Origin of the sequence: Marinobacter lutaoensis (assembly GCF_001981305.1) — a bacterium.
Classification (GTDB): domain Bacteria; phylum Pseudomonadota; class Gammaproteobacteria; order Pseudomonadales; family Oleiphilaceae; genus Marinobacter; species Marinobacter lutaoensis.
Genome location: NZ_MSCW01000001.1, coordinates 1 through 24117, shown reverse-complemented (window position 1 = coordinate 24117; position 24117 = coordinate 1). Strand labels below are relative to the sequence as shown.

The window sequence follows — 24117 nt, the reverse complement described above, 5'->3', positions numbered from 1 at the left end:
TCACGGCTCCGACAGCTGTTTCATCGATGACGTCCCGTTCGCGACGTCCAGCAAACGGTAACCGGGAAAGTCCGGCCGGGGCAAGATGTCGGGAGTGGCGGCAGAAATCGTGGGCCGGGCATAGCTGGTGGTCAGCTGCAGGTTGGTGAGCGCCTGCCCCGCGGTCACGGTGACTTCCTCGCGCAGGCCCGCCACCGGGTACTCCGCGCAGGCTTCGCCGGAATGACAGATCCGGCCGTCGTTGTCGAGGTCGCTCCCGGCCACCAGGAAATAACGCCCCTCCGGCACTTCGTTGGCGTAGCGGGGCGCCTCGCCGTCGTCGTGGTAGAAACGAAAACGGTACTGGCCATTGACCACCTCGAGCGCGGCCTGGGCCACGGTTTCATAGGCACCGTCCTGGGCCTCCGGGTTCACCAGCAGGGCGAAATGCCGGCCCGCGTCCCGCAGGGCCTGGTCGGCCAGCTGCTGGCCGATGACCGGGATTTCCAGGGTGCGACTGCCACTGCGGCCCAGATAGGTCACCTGCAGCGTCGTCCGCTCCGCGCTGCCTTCCGCCAGGGCATCCGGCACCAGGGCCAGCTCAAGGGTGAAGCGGGTGCCGCTGTCTCCGGCGGCCACCCCGGAGCCGGTCACCCAGTCCACCTCCGGTGTCAGGGCCACCGACTGGATGGTCACAGCCTCGGCCTGCTCACCGTACACGGCCAGCACCACCGACACTGAGGGCTGCCGTTCGGAGGAGAGCGAGGCCACCGCCGGCGACGCCGTCATCAGGTCCAGCGCGGAGCTGTCCGTGGCTGCCAGGACCGCCTGAGCGGCATCAATCACGCCCCAGCCCAGGGCATCGTTCCGCCGTTCACTGGCCGAAGGCGGAGTGGTCAGGCTGCCAGCCATCAACAGGGCTTCGACGCCATCGGCATCCAGATCCGGGGCCAGCGACTTCATCAGGGCGACAACCCCGGCGACATGGGGCGAAGCCATGGAGGTTCCCTGCAGCCCCACGTAGGTTTCTTCCAGGCCGCCGTTGACACTGGCGGCACTGGCACTGACCACGGCATCGGCCCGGCCGTCGGCGTTGGCGTCACGGGTGAGGTCACCGCCCGGCGCCGCCAAGTCGACCCAACCCCCGTGGTTCGAATAGGAGGCCAGGGCTCCGGCGCCGTCCACCGCGCTCACCGCCAGCACATGCTCGAACGCCGCCGGATAGGTGGCCTCCGTCGAGGCCGAATTGCCGGCGGCGGCCACGTATATCACACCACGCCCGGCCCCCTCGGAAATGACGTCGGCCAGCGCCTCGATGTAGGGCAAGCCACCGAGACTGAGGTTGACCACCTGGGCCCGGGGGGTGCCGCTGTCGTCACCATTGACCCAGGACAACGCCGCCAGCAGGTCACCGGAGGCACCGGTGCCGCCCTCCCCCAGGACCCGCACCGGCATCAGGGAAGCGCCATAGGCCACGCCAATTCCGCCCAGGTCGTTGTCCGCCGCGGCCACGGTACCGGCGACATGGGTGCCGTGGTAGACGCTGCCCCCGATGGCGTTGCCCGGGTCCGTCGGGTCACTGTCCCGGCCCGGGGAGGTGTCCGTGTCCAGATCACCGGAGACGAAGTCGTATCCTTCGATCACATTGGGCCGGAGGTCCTGGTGCCAGCCGCCAGTACCGGCGTAGAGCCCGGTGTCCAGCACCGCGACCGTTACCCCTGCCCCGGCCTCCGGCGCCAGTTGCCAGGCCAGGGGCAGGTTGATCAGCTCATAGTGCCAGCGCTGGCCGAGCACCGCATCGGCGTACAGGGGCTCGTCCAGCGGCGTCGCCAGGGCCGTGGTCCGGTAGTCTGGGATCACCCGCCGCACGCCGGACCGGGAACGCAGGCCGCGAATCCAGGCCAACGTATCCTCTGCTTCGGCGACGCGGGAGGCCGCGGACCGGCGAACCTGCCAGTGCCCGGGCGCCAACTCCCGCACCGGTTCCATGTCGCTGGCGCCCGCCACCCGGGCCCGCGGGCTGTCCAGGGTCATCAGCGCCTGACCGGGAACGAACGGGAAATCGGGCCAGTCGAACACCAGGGCCGTCGCCTCGTCCGCCAACGACGATGACAGGATGTACAGCATTGGGGTCGTCCCCTGCGCCTGCACGGTCACCAGGTAGTCCGCCGCCGGCTGGTCGTCCGGCACGGTGACGCCAATCTGGCTGGAGGTGGGACTGGTTTCAGCGGTGGCCAGGACCGCCCCGGAGTCCACGTCGCTCAGGGTCAGCGTCAGGTTGGCACGACCGGCCCGGGTCGCAAAAGCCTGCAAGGCGACACGCTGCCCCGGCGCCAGGCGGAGCCGGAACTGATCGGTTTCATCGGAGAAATACGGCAGGGACAATCCGGACAGCGGCTCATAGGCGCCCGAGGCGCCGCTCACATAGCCGGCCAGAATGAACGCTTGCGGCAGGACCTGGGGCGTGCCGGCCAGCGTCGCGCCAAGGTAGATCGCGTCGGCATTGTCCACGTCGACCCGGGTGCCGGCCTCGATGTCAATCACGCCCGCCAGGGCCGTCCCCTCCGGGTCCGTCGCCGTTCCGGAGCTTCCCGAACCGCCACAGGAAGCCAGAAGTGACACTGCCAGCCCGGCCATCAGGGCCCGGGGTTCCAGCCGATGTTTCATTCGTCAGCCCACCCTGCTCGCCATCAGACGTCAGCATAACCCAGGGGGCCGGGACGTCCAGACAAAAAAGCGCCTGGTGATACCAGGAGCCTGTCATGGTGACGGGGCTGTGTTACAGCGCGTAGAACAGCATCGGCACAAAGGCCACCAGCAGCAGGGTTGGCCCCATCACCGCCAGGGGCAGCAGCAACCGCTCATACCGGTGCCAGAACGAGCCGGTACGCTCCGCCGCCAGCACCTCGGTCTCGCCCACCACCTGCCGTGTCAACAGATGGTTCAGCGCCACCGGCGGGCTCAGGTACCCCAGTTCGAAGGCCACCAGGCAGACAATCCAGAAATGCAAGGGATCGATCCCCATCCGAATGGCCGGCTGGGCAATGGTGGCCGAAACTAGAATGACGGCACCAAACGGGTCCATCACCATGCCGATCACCGTCAGCATCACCACGATCACCAGCATGGCCAGCCAGGGGCTGTCCAGGTGCTCCGGGAACAGGGCATGGACGATGTCGGAACGTTCCAGGATGCCGCCCAGGCAGATCGAGAATCCGATCAGTGCCAGCAGCGCGCCAATGTGGACGGCGGAGTCACTGGCCGCCGCCGAGCTGCGTCGCCAGAACGCCTGAAGGCGGCCCTGCCCCTGCTCACGCCGGTCCTGGTCCGAATCCAGGAACACCAGGGCGAGCATCACCAAAGGCAGGATCAGGGGCGCGCTGTATTCGTTGAAGCGCAGCCCCAGCAGCAGCCAGATGGCCAGGATCACCAGGGCGGCGACCGCCGCATAGGGCAGCAGCGGCCGCAGCTGTGCCAGCGAGGCACGGACGGCGCCCGGGGCCGGTCGGGGCCGCCAGTTGCCTTCGGTTTTGCAAACCACCACGGAGAACAGGGTCGCGGACATGAGAAACACCCAGACGCCCCAGCCGTACATCTCGGTGGTGGTGACTTCCTTGTTCAGGGCGGCCACCACCACGATCAGCAGGCAGGGGTTGAGCACCACGCCCAGGCTACCGGACATCGCGGTGGTGGCCAGCGACAGCTGGCGACCGGCGCCGGCCCGTCGCAGCTCATCGTAGACCACACCGCCCACCGCCAGGATGAAGATCCCCGAGGCACCGGTGAACGCGGTGGGGAAGGCGGTGGCAAAAATGATCACCGAGGCGAGCATCGGCGCCGGTAGCTGATAGGGCTTGATCACATTCAGCAACAGCTCCGGCAGCCGGGTCTGCTTGAGCACCATGCCCACCAGCACGTACAGGCCGATGTTGATGAACATGGAGGACAGGTTGGACATCATCCCGAAATAGATGGCCAGGCCGGAGGCATAGCCGTCCACCAGGAAGAAGTAGCCCATGGCGATCAGCCCCATGGCGCAATACAGCGGCACCACCAGTCCGGACGATAGGGACAGCCGGCCGGGCCGCATGCGCTCGGGCACCTGCACGAAGCGCACCACGTTGATCACCATGAACAGGCCGAACACCAGCGCCCAGGCGTATTGCAGATCCATGGTGCCCCGCGAGCCGGGCGAAGCCGCCAGCTTGCCGAGATACGCATAGAGCGAGAGCACCATCAGGCCGTTGACGACGAACTGGGCGACCTGACTCAACCGCCATTCGGCCCGGTTGCGGGGCAGGCGCAGGGCGATGTGGTCGGTGTCCAGGGCGGCGATGGCCGCCGCCATGGCGAACATGGCGATGAACAGATACTTGGTCAGTTCGATATTGTCGAGCAAAAAGGTCGCCAGGCCCTGCTCGACCGCCTTGAACAGTGCCAACGCCGTGGTGGCGTGGGCCATGTTTTGTTCGTAGGCGGCGTGGGCCTGCTGGCACAGCGCCAGGTTCCGCTGCAGGGACTGGCGCAGCGCCTGAGGGTCGGGCGGCGAGCTGAACAGGTCATCCGGGTCTGGCTTGTAGGCAGCAATCCGGCGGGCCACCTCGGCCTCTACGTCCATCTCCAGCTCGCAGGACGGTTCCTTGGCGTCGGGGTTGAGCAGGTAGTAGTTCGGCCAGGTCTGCTCTCCCACCCACAACAGCCGCGAATGCAGGGAGTTGCCCATGCCCAGGAGCAGGGTCAGTAGCAGCAACAGCAGCAGGAGCCCCCCGTGCAGCCGGTGCACGGGGTACAGGGTCTTGGTGGCCGGGGCCGTCAATGCTCGCCAGTTCATGCGCGTTCCGCCTCGTTATTCCCGGTTGTCCGCGGTACACTCCGCAGCGGCCGGATTGCTGGCACAGCGGATCTTGCTCAACAGGCTCAGCATCTTCGGGTGATAGACATTGGGCGCGCCGTTGACGCCATCCCGCATTTCCAGCCGGTTTTGCCGGAACATTTCCTGGTAGCCCTCAATGTCCTTGTCCGGAATCCGAATCCACTTGTCCTCCGGGATCGCCTGTTCCTGGCTCCGGATCAGGTCCATGGCCTGAGGGAACATGTGCCAGGCCACGTCCCGGGCCTTCTGGGCGGTGTCGTCATCCAGCACTTCGTCCCGGGCCACGATCTGCAGGGTCAGCTGTGCCAGCGGATAGTCGACGATGCCGCCCTTGTCTCCGATGCCCTTGTACAGCTCCAGAGCCTCATAGGCGAACGCCGGCGCGTAGGCGGTGTCGACGGAGCCATTGTTGAACTTACCGGCAAAGTTGGTGATGTCCGACGGCACCACGGTGGCCTTCACGTAGTTGACCATGTGGATGGCATCCTTCTGGTAATCCAGGGTAGCCATGCGCTTGCCGGCCAGCTCGCCGGCCGTGTCAATGCTGCGGTCGTTGACGAACAGATAGCCCGCGCCGGCGGGGATGATGCCAAGCACCTCGTAGCCGTTCTCCTTCATCAGCGGCGCGGCCTTGGGCTGGGCCAGGGTCGCCAGCAGGGTCTTGAGGTTGTCGTAGGTGGGAATGGCGCCCACGGCGCTGATGCTGCCGGTAAAGCGATTGTACGGGCGGATGCGGATGTCGGTGGCGGCCACCGCGTCACACTGGCCGGCGTTGAAATCCCCCACGGCGACACCCTCGTCGGTGTAGGGTTTGAGGGTCAGGTCCACCCCCTGGGCCTTCATTTCGAGGGCGTAGTCTTTCACCAGATTGTAGAAATCGCCGTTGGCCCCAATGACGTCGAACACGCAGACGGATACCGTCTGGGCCGATGCCAGGGGCGCTGCGGCAGCCAGGGTCAGGGCAACGAGGGATGTACGGATCATGGGACCTCCTGGTCGTTCTTGTGATTGTTCGCGGTCAAGGGGGCGAGCGGCCGGTTACAGCAGGTCGTCCAGACTCATGGTTTCAACCTCTTCGGAGCCGGAATCGGGGCTCAGCCGGCCAAAGTATCGGTGCGGCGTACGGTAGCCGTAGTGGCTGGTCCAGTACTTGTCCGAGGAAAAATAGACAGCGTCGCGGGCCACTTCATCCACCAGCCGATACGCCTCCCAGACTTGGACACTGCCTTCAGATTCGGCGAACCGGGCAATGGCCTGCTCCAATTTATCCGGTCGCCCGAAGGTCTCGGCGGCGACGGCCTGCAGTGCGAGCGAGGCGCGCATGCCGGACCGGATGCCCTGCTCGGAACTGTGCTCGAGCACCACCCAGGGATCCGGCGCCAGTTCCGGCCGGGTATCCGGCAGCAGCAGCCAGACCAAGGCCCGGATGGCATTGGGCAGCCCCCCCCAGGTGTCGTTGTCCAGACAGGTGGCGGCGCGTTCCGCCTGCGGCGCGATGTTGCGGGGAACCCCGGCCAGAGCACCGGAGTTGGCGTCGTTGACAATCGACTGCAGACCGGTCAGCAACCCCAGCAGGAAGGTCAGCTCATCCTGCTCGCTGAACAGGAACGGACACTCCAGCGGCTCGGCCGCTGGATCGAAGTCGTAGGCCGCCATCGCCCGCCGGAAGGCTTCGTAGCGACGCTGGGCGGTGATCGCGTTCAACCGCTTGGCACGCTCGCGGGCGTCCTTAGCCTCGACGACCCGGCCCTGGTAGTCCGCCCGCAGATAGTCCAGCTCAGCCTCCCAGGCTTGGTATTCCATGCAGTTGCCGGCCAGCAGCATCAGCAAAGAACCGGTGGTGTTCGGGGCATCCGTGACCCGGGAGAAGGAATACAGCAGTGGGTCGATGCCTTCCCCCAGGGCACAGGCCATCCGGGGGTCGGACATCTGCATCACGTAGGGCGTGGCCTCGCCCTCCGAGTAGCCGGACAACACCACGCCGGTGGTGCTGTAGATCGGGTTGGCGGAACAGCCGGCCAGCAGGACGAGAACCGCGGCGGCGAACAGGGTACGGGGAGCCGAGTACAGGCGACTGGCGACGGTGAACAGACTGAGCATCATCATGTTCCTTGCCTTGCGTTGTTTTTATCGTTCTGACTAGGGCAACAAGGATGCGGCGAAAACTGTCCGACAAGAATGGCTGGATTGCCGATTCGGCTATGCCGATCAGGCCAATGGCCTGTTACGAAAGCCCCATCATGGTCATCACCTGTTCGGTGAGGCCATCCAGGGACAATTCGCCCCGCTCGGGCCGATACCAGGTGATGGTCCAGCTCAGGGCGCCGGTCAGAAGGCGACGCACCACAAACGGATCGGCGGCCAGATCCCCCTGCGATCGCAGCTGTCGCAACACCTCCAGCCAAAGCCCCTCATAGATTTCGCGCAGGGCCAGGATCTCCGTCCGGGCCGGTTCCGACAAGCTGCGCCACTCATACACCAGCACCGCCATGGCCTCGCCGGTGCGGCCGTTGATCGACTCAAGCTCGGTGCGGATCAACGCCCGCAACCGGTCCCTCGGGGTGTCGGCGGCGGATACCGCCGCCTGCATCAGTGCCGTGTTCAGGCGAATGGTTTCCACCATGACCGCCTTGAGGATCTCCTCCTTACTGCGGAAATGGTGGAACAGACTGCCGGACTGGATGCCCACCGCCGCCGCCAGATCCCGCACCGTGGTGCGTTCATAGCCCTTGTCCCGGAACAGGCGGGCCGCCTCCTTCAGCAGTCGTCCCCGAGCACTGGCGGGATCGGAGACCAGGTTGTCGTCAATCAGAGACTGGAGAATGGGGTTCCGTTTCACGTTACACATCCGGCAGGAAAGGTTGGCCCATTCTACCCGATCGGGCCCTGTTTACAAACCAAGCGCTTGCTTGGTATCGTGACCTGAACCGCTTGTAACACCCGCGGCTCATATTCCAATAACAAGGACACGCCATGGCCCACGCCCGCTCCACGCCGCTTCGCATCGGCTGCTGCTCCGCCTTCTGGGGCGATACCGAGACCGCCGCCGCGCAACTGATCCGACACGGTGACATCGACTACCTGGTGGCGGACTACCTCGCCGAAATCACCCTGTCCATCATGGCCGGCCAGAAGCTGAAGGATCCGAGCCAGGGCTATGCCCGGGACTTCGTCCAGACCATCGCTCCCCTGTTGTCGGACATCCGGGACCGGGGTATCCGGGTGTTGGCCAACGCCGGCGGCGTCAATCCGGTGGCCTGCAGGGATGCCCTACAGACCCTGTGTGACCGAGCCGGCGTGCCGCTCAGAATCGCGCTGGTGCTGGGGGATGACGTGCTGCCACAGGCCAGGGACCTCCGGGCCGGGGATATCCGGGAAATGACCACCGACCAGCCGCTGCCCGACCGGCTGGTAAGCCTGAACGCCTACCTGGGTGCACCGGGGCTGGTGGCCGCGCTGGAGCGGGGCGCGGACATCGTCGTTACCGGCCGGGTCGCGGACAGCGCCCTGGTGCTGGCGCCGCTGGTGCACGAATTCGGCTGGTCCTGGCAGGACTATGACCGGCTGGCCCAGGGCAGCCTGGCCGGTCACCTGCTGGAATGCGGGGCCCAGGTCACCGGCGGCAACTTCACGGACTGGCGCGAGGTGTGCGACGGCTACGCCGACATGGGTTTTCCGATCGCCGAGGTCCATCCGAACGGCGGTTTTACCGTCACCAAGCCAGAGGGTACCGGCGGCCGGGTCAGCCGCGGCACCGTGGCCGAGCAGCTGGTGTACGAGATTGGCGACCCCCGCGCCTATCTGCTGCCGGACGTCACCTGCGATTTCACGGCTGTGACCCTGACCGAGTCCGGACCGGACCGGGTCTGGGTCGAAGGCGCCCGGGGCCGCCCTCCGACCGACCGTTATAAAGTATCCGGGACCTGGCCGGACGGTTACAAATGCACCGTCACCTTCCTGCTGGCCGGCCTCGACGCCCCGGCCAAGGCTCAGCGTGTGGCGGACGCCCTTCTGGCCAAGACCTCGCGCCTGTTCCAGGAGCGCGGTTGGCCCGGCTACACCGACACCCACACCGAACTGCTTGGCACCGAAACCACCTACGGCCCGCATGCCAGGGCCAAGGCGCCACGGGAGGTGGTGGTGAAACTCGCGGTGGCCCATCATCATCGGGAGGCTCTGATCCTGTTCTCGCGGGAAATCGCCCAGGCCGCCACCGGCATGGCCCCCGGCATCACCGGCATCGTCGGCGGCCGGCCGTCGGTGTGGCCGAAAATCCGCCTGTTCTCCTGCCTGGTTCCGAAGCATCGGGTTGAGGTTTCCGTGGACCTGGACAACCGTGTGCAGCCGGTATCGGTGGCCGCGGAGGGCGGCTTCGACCCGGCCGCGCTGGAAACATGGCCGGAGCCCGAACCGGCCGGTGACACCGACCGGGTGGTCCCGCTGGTGGCGCTGGCCTGGGCCCGCAGCGGCGACAAGGGCGACCACAGCAACATCGGTGTCATCGCCCGGCACCCCAGCTACCTCCCCTACCTCGCCGCCGCGCTCACCGAGACGGCCGTGGCGGACTGGATGCGCCACACCCTGGACCCGGAGCGGGGCCGGGTGACCCGCTGGCCGCTGCCGGGACTGGCGGCATTCAATTTCCTGCTCGAGCACAGCCTCGGCGGCGGCGGCGTCGCCAGCCTGCGCATCGATCCCCAGGGCAAAGCCTTCGCGCAACAACTGCTGGAATTTCCCATCCCCATCCCCGGGCATCTGTCTCCCGACGGCACAGGACCCCACGCATGAGCTACCGTTCCGTTTTCCAGCCGGGTTTGTTCCAGGACCGGGTGTACATCGTCACCGGCGGCGGTTCCGGCATCGGCCGCTGCACCGCCCACGAACTGGCCTCCCTGGGCGCACGCGTGGCGCTGGTGGGCCGGAATCCCGACAAGGTCGCCAGGGTTCGCGAGGAGATCCTGGACGACGGCGGCACGGCTTCGGCACATGTCTGTGACATCCGTGAGGAAGCGGCTGTTCAAGCCACGGTGCGGGCCATCCTCGATCAACACGGCCGCCTCAATGGTTTGGTCAACAACGCCGGTGGCCAGTTCGCTGCCCCGCTGACCGGGATCAGCCAGAAGGGCTGGGAAACGGTGGTACGCACCAACCTGACCGGTGGTTTCCTGATGGCCCGAGAGGCGTACACCCAGGCCCTGAACAAGAGCGGCGGCGCCATCGTCAACATCGTCGCCGACATGTGGGGCGGCATGCCTGGCATGGGGCACTCCGGCGCCGCCCGCGCTGGCATGGTCAACTTCACCCAGACCGCGGCGGTGGAATGGGCGGCCGCCGGGGTGCGGGTCAACGCCGTCGCCCCCGGCTGGATCGCCTCCAGCGGCATGGACAATTACCCCGATCACATGAAGTCGTGGATCCGCGGCTTGGCCGACGCGGTGCCGATCAAACGGCTGGGTACCGAGGCCGAGGTGAGTGCTGCGATCTGTTTCCTGCTCAGCCCCGCCGCCGCCTTCATCTCCGGCGACTGCCTGCGGGTGGACGCGGCCGCCTCCCAAGGCAGTCGTATCTGGCCCCTGCCCCAGGCCCGCAACAACACACCGTTCAACGGTTTTCACCGGGCCGTCACGCCCCGGGTATTGAGCGAGGACTAGAGGATGGCGCCATGCAACCACTGACCACCCACATTGACCCGCGCTCGGACGAGTACCGGGCCAACCACGACGCCCTGCAGGCTCACCTGCAAATCTTCCGCGAGGCGGAGCAGAAGGCACTGGACCTGGCCGAGTCGGCCCGGGCCAGTTTCACCCGGCGGGGCAAACTGCTCCCCCGGGACCGCCTCCACCGCTTGCTGGACCGGGGCAGCGAGTTTCTCGAACTCTGCGCCCTCACCGGCTACAAGATGTACGACGACACGGACGGCAGCCAGGCCGGCGGCGGCCTGATCGGCGGCATCGGGATGGTCTCGGGCATCCGCTGTCTGGTGGTCGCCAGCAACAGCGCCATCAAGGGGGGCACCATCACTCCGGCCGGGCTGGACAAGACTCTGCGCCTGCAGCAAATTGCCCTTGAGAACAAGCTGCCGGTGATTTCCCTGTCGGAAAGCGGTGGTGCCAATCTTAACTACGCCACGGACATTTTCGTCCCCGGGGCCCGGGGCTTCGCCAATCAGGCCCGGCTGTCCGCGGCCGGGATTCCCCAGATCACCGTGGTGCATGGCAACGCCACCGCCGGCGGCGCCTACCAGCCGGGCTTGTCCGACTACGTCATTACGGTACGCCACCAGGCCAAGATGTTCCTGGCCGGGCCGCCGCTGCTCAAGGCCGCCACCGGCGAGATTGCCACCGACGAAGCCCTGGGCGGCGCCGACATGCACGCCACCGTGGCCGGCACCGCCGAGTACCTGGCGGAGGACGACGCCGACGGCATCCGCCTGGCGCGGGAAATCCTCGGGGCCCTGCCCTGGAACGAACATCGACCACCCGCCCCGGCCGGAACCTGGGAACCCCCTCGCTACCCGGCCGAGGAGCTGCTGGGCGTGATTCCGGCAGATCCCAAGAAACCCTACGACGTGCGCGAAATCCTGGCCCGGATCGCCGACGGCTCCCGTTTCCTCGATTTCAAGAACGGTTACGACGACCAGACCGTGTGCGGGACCCTGCGCATCGAGGGGCACGCCGTGGGGGTGATCGGCAACAACGGCCCGATCACCCCCGAGGGCGCCGCCAAGGCCGCCCAGTTCATCCAGCTCTGCGACCAGGCCGGCACGCCGCTGCTGTTCCTGCACAACACCACCGGCTTCATGGTGGGGACCCACGCCGAACAGCACGGCATCATCAAACACGGCGCCAAGATGATCCAGGCGGTGACCAACTGCCGGGTGCCCCGGATCGCCATCGTGGTGGGCGGCTCCTACGGTGCCGGCAACTACGCCATGTGCGGACGCGGCCTCGACCCCCGTTTCATCTTCGCTTGGCCCAACAGCCGGACCGCGGTCATGGGGCCGGCCCAGGCGGGCAAAGTGATGCGCATCGTCGCCGAGGAGAAACAGCGGCGCAACGGCATCGAACCTGATCCGAAAACCCTGGATTTCCTGGAACAGGCCACCGCCCGCAAGCTGGAGGAAGGCTCCACCGCGCTGTACGGCACCGCCCGGTTGTGGGACGACGGCCTGATCGACCCGCGGGACACACGCCGGGTCCTGGCGCTGGTGCTGTCCGTGTGCCGGGAGGCGGAGCACCGGCCACTCCGGCCCAACACGTTCGGCGTGGCGCGCCTCTGATGTTTCGCCCCACCCTCATCTGCTACGGAGAACCGTCATGAAATTCACCCCCGAACACGACGCCCTGCGCAAAACGGTGCGGGACTTCGTTGAAAAGGAAATCAACCCCTATTGCGACGAGTGGGAGGCCGCGGGCGAATTCCCGATCAAGGACCTCTTCAAGAAACTGGGCAACCTGGGCCTGCTCGGCATCCAGAAACCGGAAGCCTACGGCGGCATGGGCCTGGACTACAGCTACAACCTGGTGGCCGCCGAGGAACTCGGCCTGGCGCTGTGCGGCGGCGTGCCCCTTGCCATCGGCGTGCAGACGGACATGTGCACTCCGGCGCTGGCCCGGTTCGGCTCCGACGAGCTCAAGCGGGAGTTCCTGGCACCGGCCATCGCCGGCGACCGCGTCGGCTGCATCGGGGTCAGTGAAGTGGACGCCGGATCGGACGTCGCGGGCATCCGCACCAATGCGCGCAAGGACGGCGACGACTACATCATCAACGGCTCCAAGATGTGGATCACCAACTCGCCGAAAGCCGATTTTATCTGCCTTCTGGCCAACACCAGCGACGACAAGCCGCACCGGAACAAATCCCTGATTCTGGTGCCCACGGACACACCGGGCGTATCGTTCAGCCCTCACCTGAACAAGCTGGGCATGCGCTCCTCGGAAACCGCGCAGATCTTTCTGGACGATGTCCGGGTCCCCCAACGCAACCGCATCGGCGCCGAAGGCACCGGTTTCATGATGCAGATGATGCAGTTCCAAGAAGAACGAATGTGGGGGGCCGCCAACGTCATCAAAGCGCTGGAGGCGTGCATCGATCGCACCATTACCTACTGCCGGGAGCGACGCACCTTTGGCCAGGTGCTGATCGACAACCAGTACATCCACTTCCGCCTGGCGGAGCTGCAGACGGAAGTGGAGGCGCTGCGCGCCCTCACCTACCAAGCCTGCGAGCAGCACATCGCCGGCCAGGACGCCACCCGGCTGGCGTCGATGGCGAAACTGAAAGCCGGCCGGCTGGGCCGGGAAGTGACCGACGCCTGCCTGCAATTCTGGGGTGGCAACGGCTACATGTGGGACAACCCGGTGTCCCGCGCATTCCGGGATGTACGGCTGGTATCCATCGGCGGCGGCGCCGACGAAATCATGCTCGGCATCATCTGCAAGCTGATGGGCATCCTGCCCAGCAAGCGAAGGGACTGACCATGACCCGCCTTCCCCATTGCGACACCTTGCGACTGGACCTCCACGGTTCCACCCTGTTCATCACCCTGAACCGGCCTGAGGTCCGCAACGCCATGAGCCTGCGGATGGTGGCAGAACTGTCAACAGTGTTCACGCTGATCGAAACCGATCCCGCCGTGCGCGCGGTGGTCCTGCGCGGCGCCGGCGGACACTTCTGTGCCGGCGGCGACCTCCACGACATGGCCGAAGCCCGGGGTCGCCCCCAAGAAGGGGGCCAGCCGGACCCGTTCCACACCCTGAACCGGGCATTTGGCCGCCTGCTGCAACAGGTGAATGCCGCCGCAAACATCGTGGTGACGGTGCTTGAGGGCACGGTCATGGGCGGCGGCCTGGGCTTGGTCTGCGTATCGGACGTGGCACTGGCCGGCGTCCAGACCCGTTTCGCCCTGCCGGAAACCTCGCTCGGGGTGATCCCGGCGCAGATTGCGCCCTTCGTGGTGCAGCGCATCGGCCTGACCCAGGCCCGGCGCCTGGCGTTGCTCGGCATCACGGTGGACGCCCACGAGGCCCGGGCCCTGGGGCTCGTGCACCAGGTTGCCGAGGGTGACGCCGAACTGGACACCCAGTTACAGCAGGTGCTGGCGCGGGTACGCCGGTGTGCTCCGGACGCCACCGCCCGGACCAAGGCCCTGCTGCACCGGGTCGGACAGGAGCCCATGGCGGATTTGCTGGACGATGCGGCCGCGCTGTTCGCCCAGGCCATGCGCGGTCCGGAAGGTGCCGAAGGCACCCTGGCGTTCATCCAGAAGCGCCCGCCCGGGTGGGCCGAAAACGACCACTGACCCACCGGCTCGCGCGGGTACCCCCGACATCCACAGAGGACGCCGACCATGCTCAGAAAACTCCTGATCGCCAACCGGGGTGAAATTGCCGTCCGGATCAACCGGACCGCCCAGGCACTCGGGTACCGAACGGTGGCCGTGTATTCGGAGGCCGATGCCGGGGCCCTGCACGTGACCGAGGCCGACGAAGCCGTCTGCCTGGGGCCTGCGCAGGCGAACGCCTCCTACCTCAACTCCGAAGCAGTCCTGGAGGCGGCGCGAATCACCGGTGCCGACAGCATTCACCCCGGCTACGGCTTCCTGTCCGAGAACGCCGAATTCGCACGGGCCTGCCGGGCGGCGGGCTTGGTTTTCGTAGGTCCCCCGGAGGCGGCCATCGAGCTGATGGCCAGCAAGCGCCGGGCGAAGGAAGCAATGGTGGCAGCGGGCGTGCCGGTGGTTCCCGGGTACGAGTCGGCCCGGGCCTCCGATGCGGCCCTGACCGATGCCGCCGATGCCCTCGGCTACCCGCTGATGATCAAGGCGTCCGCTGGCGGCGGTGGCCGGGGCATGCGGCTGGTGCGACAGGCATCGGAGCTGGCCGAGGCACTGACCCGGGCCCGCTCGGAAGCCCGCCAGGCATTCGGGGATGATGAACTGATTCTGGAACGGGCAGTGGTTGATGCCCGGCATGTGGAAATCCAGGTGTTCGCGGACCGCCACGGTCATGTCGTCCATCTGGGTGACCGGGACTGCTCGATCCAGCGCCGGCATCAAAAAGTGGTGGAGGAGGCCCCCTCGCCGTTCGTGACCCCGGCGCTGCGCCAAGCCATGGGCGAGGCGGCGGTGCGGGCAGCCCGGGCCTGCGGCTACGAGGGTGCCGGCACGGTGGAATTCCTGGTCGGCCAGGATCGCACCTTCTACTTTCTGGAAATGAACACCCGGCTTCAGGTCGAGCATCCGGTGACCGAACAGATCACCGGTCAGGACCTGGTGGCCTGGCAACTGGCGGTGGCGGAGGGCCGGCCCCTGCCCCTGACGCAGGCGGAGATCCCCCTGCACGGTCACGCCATCGAGGCGCGCCTGTACGCCGAGGACCCGGCCCGGGCATTCCAACCCCAGACCGGAACCCTGCTTCGCTTCGACGCGGCCACCGGCGAGGGTGTGCGGGTCGACACCGGTGTGCGCGCCGGCGACCGGATCAGCCCCCACTACGACCCCATGCTGGCCAAAATCGTGGCCTGGGGCAGCGACCGGGATCAGGCTCGGCGACGACTGATCCGGGCCCTGGAGGACACCGTGGTGTTCGGGGTGACCACCAACCGGCATTTCCTGAGCCGGGTCATCGACCACGACCTGTTTGGCCAGGGCAACGCCACCACCGCGTTTCTCGAGCAGACATTCGCGACGTCCCCCTGCCTGTCACCCCAGCCCCCGGCTCTGGCGGAGCTGGCCATCGCCGCCGCGATTCTCGGCACCGACGGCGGGGCGGGTTGGAGCAATGCAGGCACCGGCGCCATTCCCCTGACACTGGCCTCGGGCGACACCGTTCACCACCTGCGGCTGTGCCGCCACGACCAGGCCCTGACCGTGACCGAGGGTGACCGCTCCCACACCCTGACCTTGATGTCCCGGAGCCGGGGACAGGTGGACTTCATCGCCCAGGGGGTTCGTCAGGTTTGCCAATATCAGTTGCAGGGGGATTGCCTATATTGGCAGGCCAGTGGCCAGACCTGGTCGGTGCGGGACCTAACCCATCAGCCCGCCACCACGGACGCCCCGGATCACGGTGGCGAGGTACGCGCCAGCATGGACGGAGCCATTGTCGAGGTACGGGTGTCCGAGGGTGATACCGTCAGCCCGGGCCAGACCCTCGCCGTGCTCGAAGCCATGAAAATGGAGCACCCGCTGCGCGCCACCGGCGCGGGCGTGATTGCCCGGATTCACATCCAGCCGGGCGACCAGGTCGGCCGGGGCCAGCGGCTGATCGAGATCCGGCAGCCGGAGGCCGACACCACATCCCCGTGAATCAGGAGCACCATGAGCCAGGCATCCATATCCGCCCGAGACATCGTCCGCCAGCTGCCCGGCGTACTGCGCCGGTTTCCAGCCATTGCCCGGGGACTCTACTATTACTCGCTGAAGGACAGCGGCAAGGATCTGACCCTGGGGCGGTTGGTGGAGCGCAATGCGGACCGCTACCCCAACCGGCCCGCCATCCTGGCCGGCGACTGCCGCATCACCTGGCGGGAGTTCGATGATTGGAGCAACCGCATCGCCCACTATCTCGCCGATCTGGGGTTGGGCAAAGGCGACACCGTGGCGGTGTTGCTGGAGAACCGCCCGGAGCTGCTGGCGGTGGTGGCCGGCGCCGCCAAGCTCGGGGTTGCCTGTGCCATGCTCAACACGGCCCAGACCGGCCGCGTCCTGACGCACAGTATCCAGCTGGTCGAGCCTCGCCTGGTGATTGTCGGCGAGGAACGGATCGACAGTATCGAGAACATCCGGGCCAGGCTGTCCCTGCCCCACCCCTTCCAGTTTCTGGCCGACACCAACACCCTGGCCAGCTTCGGCGAGGCCCCCGCCGGCTACGACAACATGGCGGCGCAGGTGGCCGCCCGTAACAGCGACCGGCCCAGACCGGCAACGCCGCCGACGCTGGGAGACACCGCCATCTACCTGTACACCTCCGGCACCACCGGCCTGCCCAAGGCGGCGCCCGGTTCTCACCGCAAGTTCGTGCGGGCCTACGGCGGTTTTGGCCTGATGTCCCTGGCCATGACACCGGATGATGTCCTGTACTGCCCCCTGCCCCTCTACCATGGCACCGCACTGCTGGTGTGCTGGGGTTCGGTGCTGGCCGGCGGCTCGGCAATCGCCCTGCGCCGCCGGTTCTCCGCCCGCGCCTTCTGGGACGACGTTCGCCGCTACCGGGCCACCACCTTCGGCTACGTGGGCGAACTGTGCCGCTACCTGCTCAACCAGCCCCCCAGCGAGCGGGACCGGGACCATGGCCTGACCAAGATGATCGGCAACGGCCTGCGCCCCTCCATCTGGCAGGCGTTCAAGGCACGCTTCGGCATCGAGGTCGTCGCCGAACTTTACGCCTCGTCCGAAGGCAATATCGGCTTCAGCAATGTCTTCAACCTGGACAATACCGTGGGCTTTTCCACCGCGCCCTACAAGCTGGTCCGTTTCCACGAGGGCACGCGCGATCCCATCCGCAACGCACGCGGCCGGCTGGAGGAGGTCGCCAAGGGCGAGCCTGGGCTGCTGATCGGGGCAATCACCCGGAAGTGGTCGTTCGAGGGCTACACCCAGAAGGAGGCCACGGAGCAGTCCATCCTGAGGGACGCATTCCGAAAGGGCGACGCCTGGTTCAACACCGGCGATGTGCTGCGAGAAATCGGCTGCCGCCACCTCCAGTTTGTGGACCGGATGGGCGACACCTACCGCTGGAAGGGGGAAAATGTGTCCACCACCGAGGTGGAACACATCCTGGATGCGTCCGGCCAGGTGCGGGAAGCCATTGTCTACGGCGTCGAAATTCCCGGGACCAACGGCAAGGCCGGCATGGCCACCCTGGTGCCCAGGGATGACCAAGCCTTCCAGGCCAACGCGCTGCTGACGCACCTGCGCCGGCACCTGCCCGGGTACGCGGTGCCGGTGTTCCTCCGCGTCACCCATGACATCGAGAAAACCGGCACCTTCAAATACCGCAAGGTGGATCTCCAGAAGCTTGGCTATGCACTGGAGCGCCCAGACGACGAGGTCTACGTCTGGTTACCCGGAACCCACGAATACACCCGGCTGACGCCGGCCCTGGTCCGCCGGATCGACGCCGGCGACCTCGGTTTCTGACCGTGCTCAGTCCCTGGCCACCCTCAGCACCACCTTGCCGGTGGCGCGACGGCCGGTCAGGGCCCCGAACGCGTCGACGTAGTCCTCGAATGCATACACCTGGCTGATGGTCGGGGTAATCCGTCCCTCGGCGAACAGCGTCAGCAGCGCCTGCATATTCTCGGCACTGGTCTGCGGCTCCCGGCGGGTGAAATCGCCCCAGAACACCCCCACCACCGAGCAGCCCTTGAGCAGGGTCAGGTTGGCCGGAATTTTTGGGATCTCACCCGCCGCGAAGCCGACAATCAGGTGACGACCGTTCCAGGCCATGGCACGCAGGGCCTGTTCGGTGAAGTCACCTCCCACCGGGTCGTACACCACGTCCACGCCCTTGCCCCGGGTCAGGCGTTTGGCCGCATCTTTCAGGGGCTCGTCGCGATAGTTGATCAGCTCGTCCGCGCCGGCGGCCCGGGCCACCGCCAGTTTTTCCGCCGAGCTGGCCGCGGCGATCACCCGGGCACCCATGGCCTTGCCCAGTTCCACCGCGGCCAGGCCCACGCCGCCACTGGCCCCGAGCACCAGCAGGGTTTCCCCCGGCTGCAGGTTGGCGCGCTGCTTCAGGGCATGATAGGAGGTGCCGTACACCATGGTGAAGGCGGCGGCCTGCTCATCGGACATGGCATCGGGCACCGGCAGCAGATTATCCTCGGCCACCACCACTTCCTCCGCGAAGGCACCGTAGCCGGTCAGACCAGCCACACGGTCGCCGGGTCGAAACCGCGTCACCTGGTCGCCCACCGCGATCACCTCGCCGGCCATCTCGCCACCGGGCGAGAATGGCATCGGCGGCTGGAACTGGTACTTGCCCTCGATGATCAGGGTGTCCGGAAAATTGAGCCCGGCGGCGCGTACCCGCACCTTGACGCCCCGACCCTTGACCTCGGGGCTGGGAACCTCCTCGATCACCAGCGTTTCAGCCGGACCATAGGCCTTGCATACGATCGCTTTCATGCGCTCTCCTGAACGGGTTGTTGTCCTGTCGGGTCTCGTGCCCGCGCCTGCGAACCAAACTAGACAGAGTCGCGTCATGAGGCAAATCAAGATCCCTTATCCAGCGGAATAAGCGGTACTTATGCGCAGCCAACAGGGGTGAATCGGCCCGGAATTTCCGCTATCCTTCGCGCACCCGCGACGCGGGCCCGCCGCTCACGTTCCGCGCCGACCATCGAAGCCCTGGGGTCAAACATGTTCGACATCATCTATCTCCTGGAAATGATTGGCATTGTCGCGTTTGCCATCTCCGGCATGATCGTGGCGCGCTCGAAGAACATGGACCCGGTGGGTGTGTTCACTATCGGATTCATTACAGCGCTTGGCGGCGGTACCCTGCGGGACCTGATGATGGACAACCACCCGCTGTACTGGATCAAGCACCAGGAACAGCCCATCCTGATCCTGGCCATGGCCATTGTCTTCAGCTACTGGCGCCGGGCCGAACGGCTGAAGGAGTCCCGGATTGTCTTCCCCGACGCCATCGGCCTCGGGATCTTTTCCATCCTCGGCGCGCAGCTGGCCCTGGACCTCGGTCATTCCTGGTTCATCGCGTCGCTGCTGGGGGTGATGACCGGCACCTTTGGCGGCGCCCTGCGGGACACCCTCTGCAACGAGGTACCGTTCATCTTCCGCAAGGACCAGATCTACGCGTCCATTTCCTTTGCCGGCTGCTGGGTCTACTTCCTCTGCCAGTGGCTGCTGACCAGCGAAAGCCTGGCGCTCACCATCGGGCTGCTGTTCATCGTGGTGGTGCGGATGCTGGCCGTCCGGTTCGACATCCGGCTACAACGGGACCCGGTCCAGCCCTAGCGGTCCCACCGCCTCGAGCCGTCACCAATCATCCCTTGGCCTGACGGGATTGAGGCGGTAACATTGCCGTTTTTTCACGCAACCCCGGGAATTTCCCCCTAACGTTCAACTTCCAGCACCCTGCGAGGCAGACATCCGTCATGCTTGAAAGACTGTTCCAACTCCAGGCCCATGGCACGACCGTCCGCAAAGAAGTGGTCGCGGGCATCACCACCTTCCTGACCATGGCGTACATCATTGTGGTCAACCCCAGCATCCTGTCGTCAACCGGCATGGATTTTGGTGCGGTGTTCGTCGCCACCTGTCTGGCCGCGACCATCGGTACCCTGATCATGGGGCTGTGGGCAAACTACCCGATCGCCCTGGCGCCGGGCATGGGCCTGAACGCGTTCTTCTCGTTCACCGTGGTTGGCAGCATGGGCTACAGCTGGCAGGTCGCGCTGGGCGCGGTCTTCCTGTCGGGCCTCATCTTCTTTCTGCTCAGCGTGGTCAAGGTTCGGGAATGGATCATCAACAGCATTCCCATGTCCCTGCGCTTCGGCATCTCAGCCGGCATCGGCTTTTTCCTGGCCCTGATTGCCCTGAAGAACGCCGGCATTGTGGTCGACCACCCCGCCACCCTGGTGGGCCTTGGCGACATCAAAACCCCGGAAAGCCTGCCGTTCTTCGGCGGTTTTGTCCTGATCTGCGCGTTGTCGTTCCGCAAAGTCACCGGCGCAGTGATGATCGGCATCCTGGCCATCACCCTGATTGCCATGATGCTGGGGCTGGTGGAATACAAGGGATTCATCTCCGCCCCGCCCAGCCTGGCGCCCACGTTCCTGGCGCTGGACTTGGCCGGCGCCCTCAATATCGGCATGGTCAGCATCATCTTCGCGTTCCTGTTCGTTGACCTGTTTGACACCTCCGGCACCCTGATCGGCGCCGCCCACCGGGGTGGACTGCTGGACAAGGACGGCAAGTTGCCGCGTCTGGGCCGGGCACTGATGTCCGATTCCGTGGCCACCATGACCGGGGCCGCCCTGGGCACCTCCACCACCACCAGTTACATCGAGTCCACCGCCGGCATTTCGGCCGGCGGCCGGACCGGCCTGACCGCCGTGGTGGTGGCCCTTCTGTTCCTGGCCTGTCTGCTGCTGTCGCCCATTGCCAGCATCATTCCGCCCTACGCCACTGCGCCAGCCCTGCTGTACGTGGCGGTGCTGATGGCCAGCGGCCTGAAACTGATAGACTGGGATGACATCACCGACGCCGCTCCGGCCATTGTCACCGCCCTGGCGATGCCGCTGACCTTTTCCATTGCCAACGGCATCGCCCTGGGCTTCATTACTTACGCGGTCATCAAGGCGCTGTCCGGCCGCTGGTCCGATCTCAACGCCAGTGTCGTGACCATCGCGGTGGTGTTCGTTCTGAAATTCATGTTCCTGGATGCCGCCTGAGCGGCATCCTGACACGATACCGAGTTCGCCATGGACTACTTTTCCGAAAGCATCAAGAAAGCCATCCGCACGGTACCGGACTGGCCCAAGCCCGGCGTTACCTTCCGGGACATCACCACCGTCCTGCAGGACAGGACGGCCTTTCGCAAGCTGATCGACGCCTTCGTCCACCGCTACCACGGCCAGACCATCGACGCCGTGGCCGCGGTCGACGCCCGAGGCTTCATCATCGGATCGCCGCTGGCTTATGAGCTGAACGCCTCCCTGGTGCTGGTGCGCAAGAAGGGCAAGCTGCCGTTCGATACCGTGGTGGAGGACTATCAGCTGGAGTACGGTACGGCGTCCGTCGAGCTGCACAAGGACGCCTTCAAGGCAGGTGACCGGGTGGTGCTGGTGGACGACCTGATCGCCACCGGCGGCACTATGCTGGCGGCATCCCGGCTGATCCGCCGGATCGGCGCTGAAATCGTCGAGGTAGCGGCAATGATCGACCTGCCGGACTTGGGCGGTTCACGCAAGCTGCAGGAGGAAGGTTTGCAGGTTTATACTGTGTGCTCGTTCGAAGGAGAGTAACCCACGCACACAGGAGGCGGTCATGTCGGACTATCAACACCACTGGAAGGATGGGACCCCCGTCCACCGGCCCCTCGGCAAGATTGTCTGCATTGGCCGCAACTACGCCGAGCACGCCCGGGAGCTGAACAACCCGGTACCGGACGAACCGCTGCTGTTCATTAAGCCCGCGACGGCCGCGGTTCACGTCACCCGCCCCATCGATCTGCCCAAGGACCGGGGCGAAGTCCATTACGAAACCGAACTGGCCGTTCTCATCGGCCGCCCCCTGACCCACGCCTCCGTCAGCGAGGCCGAGGCCGCCATCCTGGGCTACGGCCTGGCCCTGGACCTGACCCTGCGTGAGCTCCAAAGCCAGCTAAAGGCGAAAGGCCACCCCTGGGAACGGGCCAAGGCGTTTGATGGCGCCTGCCCCCTGTCGCCGTTCGTCCCGGCCGAGGCCGTCACCGGCGACAGCCTCCGTTTCAGCCTCGACATCGACGGCGAACGCCGCCAGAGCGGTGACACCCGGGACATGCTCAACCCCACCGGTCCGCTGATCGCCCATATCAGCCGTCACTTCACCCTGCAACCCGGTGACGTCGTGCTGACCGGCACCCCAAAAGGGGTCGGCCCCCTCCACCCCGGCCAGACACTGACCCTTGAACTGGAGGACTTGCTGTTCCTGCAAACCCGAGTAACCTGATAGCCACGGCCGCGTGACGGCACGCATCCCGACGGTCACGGACGTAGACAAGACATGGCCAAGAAACCGGTTACTTCCCGCGCAGGGCGCTTTCTCAAACTCGCCGGCATGACCGCCTCGGTCGCCGGCCAGTATGCGGGCCAGCGTGCCCGGCGCCTGCTTGGCACCGAGAACGAAGAAGGCGCCCGCAGCGAAAGCTACACCCGCATGGCGGGCCAGATCGCGGAGACCCTGGGGGAACTGAAGGGCGCCGTGATGAAGGTGGGGCAGATTGCCTCGCAGACCCAGGACTTCCTGCCCCGGGAGTTTTCCGAAGCGCTGGAGAAGCTGCAGCGGGAAGCGCCGCCCATGCCCTTCGAGGTGATTGCCGAGCAAATCGAGACCGAACTGGGCAAGTCTCTGGGCGAACTGTTCGAGTATATCCAAGACACGCCTTACGCCTCAGCCAGCATCGGTCAGGTTCACCGGGCCCGGTTGCACGACGGCACCGACGTGATCGTCAAGGTTCAGTATCCGGGGGTGGATGAATCCTGCGATTCCGACCTGAAGCAGTTGCGGCTGACCCTCCGCCTCGGCGGCCTTTTGAAAATGCCCAAGGCCAGCGTCGACCAGCTGTTCGCCGAAATCCGCGAACGCCTGAAGGAAGAGCTGGACTACGAAAACGAAGCCCGCAACATCCGCCTGTTCCGTCGCTTCCACCAGGATCAGCCCTGGGTCCGAATCCCGGCCGTCATCGACAGCCACTCGACCCGCCGGGTACTGACCCTGGAGCTGGTGGAAGGGGATCACGTCAGCCAGGTCACGCCGGACCGATACGACCAAGCCACCATCAACCTGATCGGCCACCGCATCTTCACCTTGATGGCCGATCAACTGTTCCGGTTTCAGTGCATTCATGGCGATCCGCACGCAGGCAACTTCGCCTACCGTCCGGACGGCACCGTCATCCTCTACGACTTTGGCTGCGTCAAGAAACTCAAGCCGGAGATCGTCGAAGCCTACCGCAAGGCGCTGATCGCCGCCCTGAACGAGGACTACGAAGCCCTGGACCGGCACCTGATCGATCTGGGCGCGCGGGTAGAGGATCAGCCGGCGGTGGACGAAGCCTACTACGCCATGTGGCGCGACATCCTGATCGTACCTTTTCTGGATGACCAGCCCTACGACTTCGGGGAAGCGGACATCCACAAGCGGGTGGCGGCGAAAACCAGCACCGTGTTCCAGTACCTCAACCGCTTCCAGCCACCGGTGGAGAGCCTCTTCATCGACCGGATGATCGCCGGCCACTACTGGATGCTCAAGCGCCTGGGGGTGCAGGCCGCGTTCCGGCCGGATCTGGAACGCTACCTGTCGGACCACGCCGGATCACCCTGACGGACGGCACCCGAAGGCCTCTTTCCGGCATCACCAACGGGCCGAGCTCAAACCGGATACGCGTCTTCCGGCCGCAGTTCCCGATAGTCCGCCAGGGAGACCAGCCCAAGCCGCGGCGTCAGGCGACAGACACGTGTGTCCCAGGCATACGCCGTCTGCCGCCTCAACCACTCGGCGCCCTCGCCCCGCTGCCAGGCTTCCAGATCCAGAT

At 66.0% G+C, this 24117-nt stretch carries 18 protein-coding genes; 12 read left to right on the top strand and 6 right to left on the bottom strand.

Annotated elements, in window-relative coordinates; all coding sequences use genetic code 11:
- The 5 genes from BTO32_RS00090 to BTO32_RS00070 form a co-directional block, all read right to left on the bottom strand.
- Positions 1–2646 carry a S8 family serine peptidase gene (locus BTO32_RS00090; RefSeq protein ID WP_076722413.1) on the bottom strand — a complete coding sequence of 882 codons (2646 nt, stop codon included), beginning with the start codon at positions 2644–2646 and terminating at the stop codon, positions 1–3.
- Between the two features lie 112 nt (positions 2647–2758).
- Positions 2759–4810 carry a TRAP transporter large permease subunit gene (locus tag BTO32_RS00085; protein WP_076722412.1) on the bottom strand — a complete coding sequence of 684 codons (2052 nt, stop codon included), beginning with the start codon at positions 4808–4810 and terminating at the stop codon, positions 2759–2761.
- Between the two features lie 15 nt (positions 4811–4825).
- Entirely contained in the window at positions 4826–5836 is a 1011-nt protein-coding gene (locus BTO32_RS00080; RefSeq protein WP_076722411.1) for a putative solute-binding protein, read from the bottom strand.
- Positions 5837–5890: 54 nt separating this feature from the next.
- Positions 5891–6958, bottom strand: a complete 1068-nt coding sequence (locus BTO32_RS00075) for a hypothetical protein (RefSeq protein ID WP_425435202.1) — start codon at positions 6956–6958, stop codon at positions 5891–5893.
- A 118-nt stretch (positions 6959–7076) separates the two neighbouring features.
- Complete coding sequence (locus BTO32_RS00070) at positions 7077–7700, bottom strand: TetR/AcrR family transcriptional regulator (RefSeq protein ID WP_076722409.1); 624 nt, start codon at positions 7698–7700, stop codon at positions 7077–7079.
- 125 nt (positions 7701–7825) lie between these two features.
- Between BTO32_RS00070 and BTO32_RS00065 the strand changes: the two genes are divergently transcribed.
- Genes BTO32_RS00065 through BTO32_RS00035 form a run of 7 tightly spaced genes read left to right on the top strand, consistent with a single transcriptional unit; the run spans position 7826 to position 17993 of the window.
- Entirely contained in the window at positions 7826–9640 is a 1815-nt protein-coding gene (locus BTO32_RS00065; protein ID WP_076722408.1) for an acyclic terpene utilization AtuA family protein, read from the top strand.
- Entirely contained in the window at positions 9637–10503 is an 867-nt protein-coding gene (locus BTO32_RS00060) for an SDR family oxidoreductase (protein ID WP_076722407.1), read from the top strand. The genes BTO32_RS00065 and BTO32_RS00060 overlap by 4 nt, the downstream gene beginning before the upstream one ends.
- Before the next feature lie 11 nt (positions 10504–10514).
- Positions 10515–12131 carry an acyl-CoA carboxylase subunit beta gene (locus BTO32_RS00055; protein ID WP_076722406.1) on the top strand — a complete coding sequence of 539 codons (1617 nt, stop codon included), beginning with the start codon at positions 10515–10517 and terminating at the stop codon, positions 12129–12131.
- 37 nt (positions 12132–12168) lie between these two features.
- A complete protein-coding gene (locus BTO32_RS00050) occupies positions 12169–13329 on the top strand; it encodes an acyl-CoA dehydrogenase family protein (protein WP_076722405.1) in 1161 nt (386 codons plus the stop codon).
- A gap of 2 nt (positions 13330–13331) precedes the next feature.
- Positions 13332–14153, top strand: a complete 822-nt coding sequence (locus BTO32_RS00045) for an enoyl-CoA hydratase/isomerase family protein (protein ID WP_076722404.1) — start codon at positions 13332–13334, stop codon at positions 14151–14153.
- A gap of 48 nt (positions 14154–14201) precedes the next feature.
- Positions 14202–16160, top strand: a complete 1959-nt coding sequence (locus BTO32_RS00040; protein ID WP_076722403.1) for an acetyl/propionyl/methylcrotonyl-CoA carboxylase subunit alpha — start codon at positions 14202–14204, stop codon at positions 16158–16160.
- Between the two features lie 12 nt (positions 16161–16172).
- Positions 16173–17993, top strand: a complete 1821-nt coding sequence (locus BTO32_RS00035) for a long-chain-acyl-CoA synthetase (RefSeq protein WP_076722402.1) — start codon at positions 16173–16175, stop codon at positions 17991–17993.
- 6 nt (positions 17994–17999) lie between these two features.
- Here BTO32_RS00035 and BTO32_RS00030 read toward each other — a convergent pair whose 3' ends face one another.
- Entirely contained in the window at positions 18000–18983 is a 984-nt protein-coding gene (locus BTO32_RS00030; RefSeq protein ID WP_076722401.1) for an NADPH:quinone oxidoreductase family protein, read from the bottom strand.
- Positions 18984–19217: 234 nt separating this feature from the next.
- Between BTO32_RS00030 and BTO32_RS00025 the strand changes: the two genes are divergently transcribed.
- From BTO32_RS00025 to BTO32_RS00005, 5 genes are all read left to right on the top strand, one after another.
- Positions 19218–19835: a trimeric intracellular cation channel family protein gene (locus BTO32_RS00025; protein WP_076722400.1), complete on the top strand. Its 618-nt coding sequence runs from the start codon at positions 19218–19220 to the stop codon at positions 19833–19835.
- Between the two features lie 140 nt (positions 19836–19975).
- A complete protein-coding gene (locus tag BTO32_RS00020; RefSeq protein WP_076722399.1) occupies positions 19976–21274 on the top strand; it encodes an NCS2 family permease in 1299 nt (432 codons plus the stop codon).
- Between the two features lie 30 nt (positions 21275–21304).
- Entirely contained in the window at positions 21305–21847 is a 543-nt protein-coding gene (locus BTO32_RS00015) for an adenine phosphoribosyltransferase (protein WP_076722398.1), read from the top strand.
- A 22-nt stretch (positions 21848–21869) separates the two neighbouring features.
- A complete protein-coding gene (locus BTO32_RS00010) occupies positions 21870–22532 on the top strand; it encodes a fumarylacetoacetate hydrolase family protein (protein ID WP_076722397.1) in 663 nt (220 codons plus the stop codon).
- 54 nt (positions 22533–22586) lie between these two features.
- The gene (locus BTO32_RS00005; RefSeq protein ID WP_076722396.1) at positions 22587–23906 is read left to right on the top strand and encodes an ABC1 kinase family protein; all 1320 of its coding nucleotides are present in this window, start codon (positions 22587–22589) and stop codon (positions 23904–23906) included.
- Positions 23907–24117: the final 211 nt, after the last annotated feature.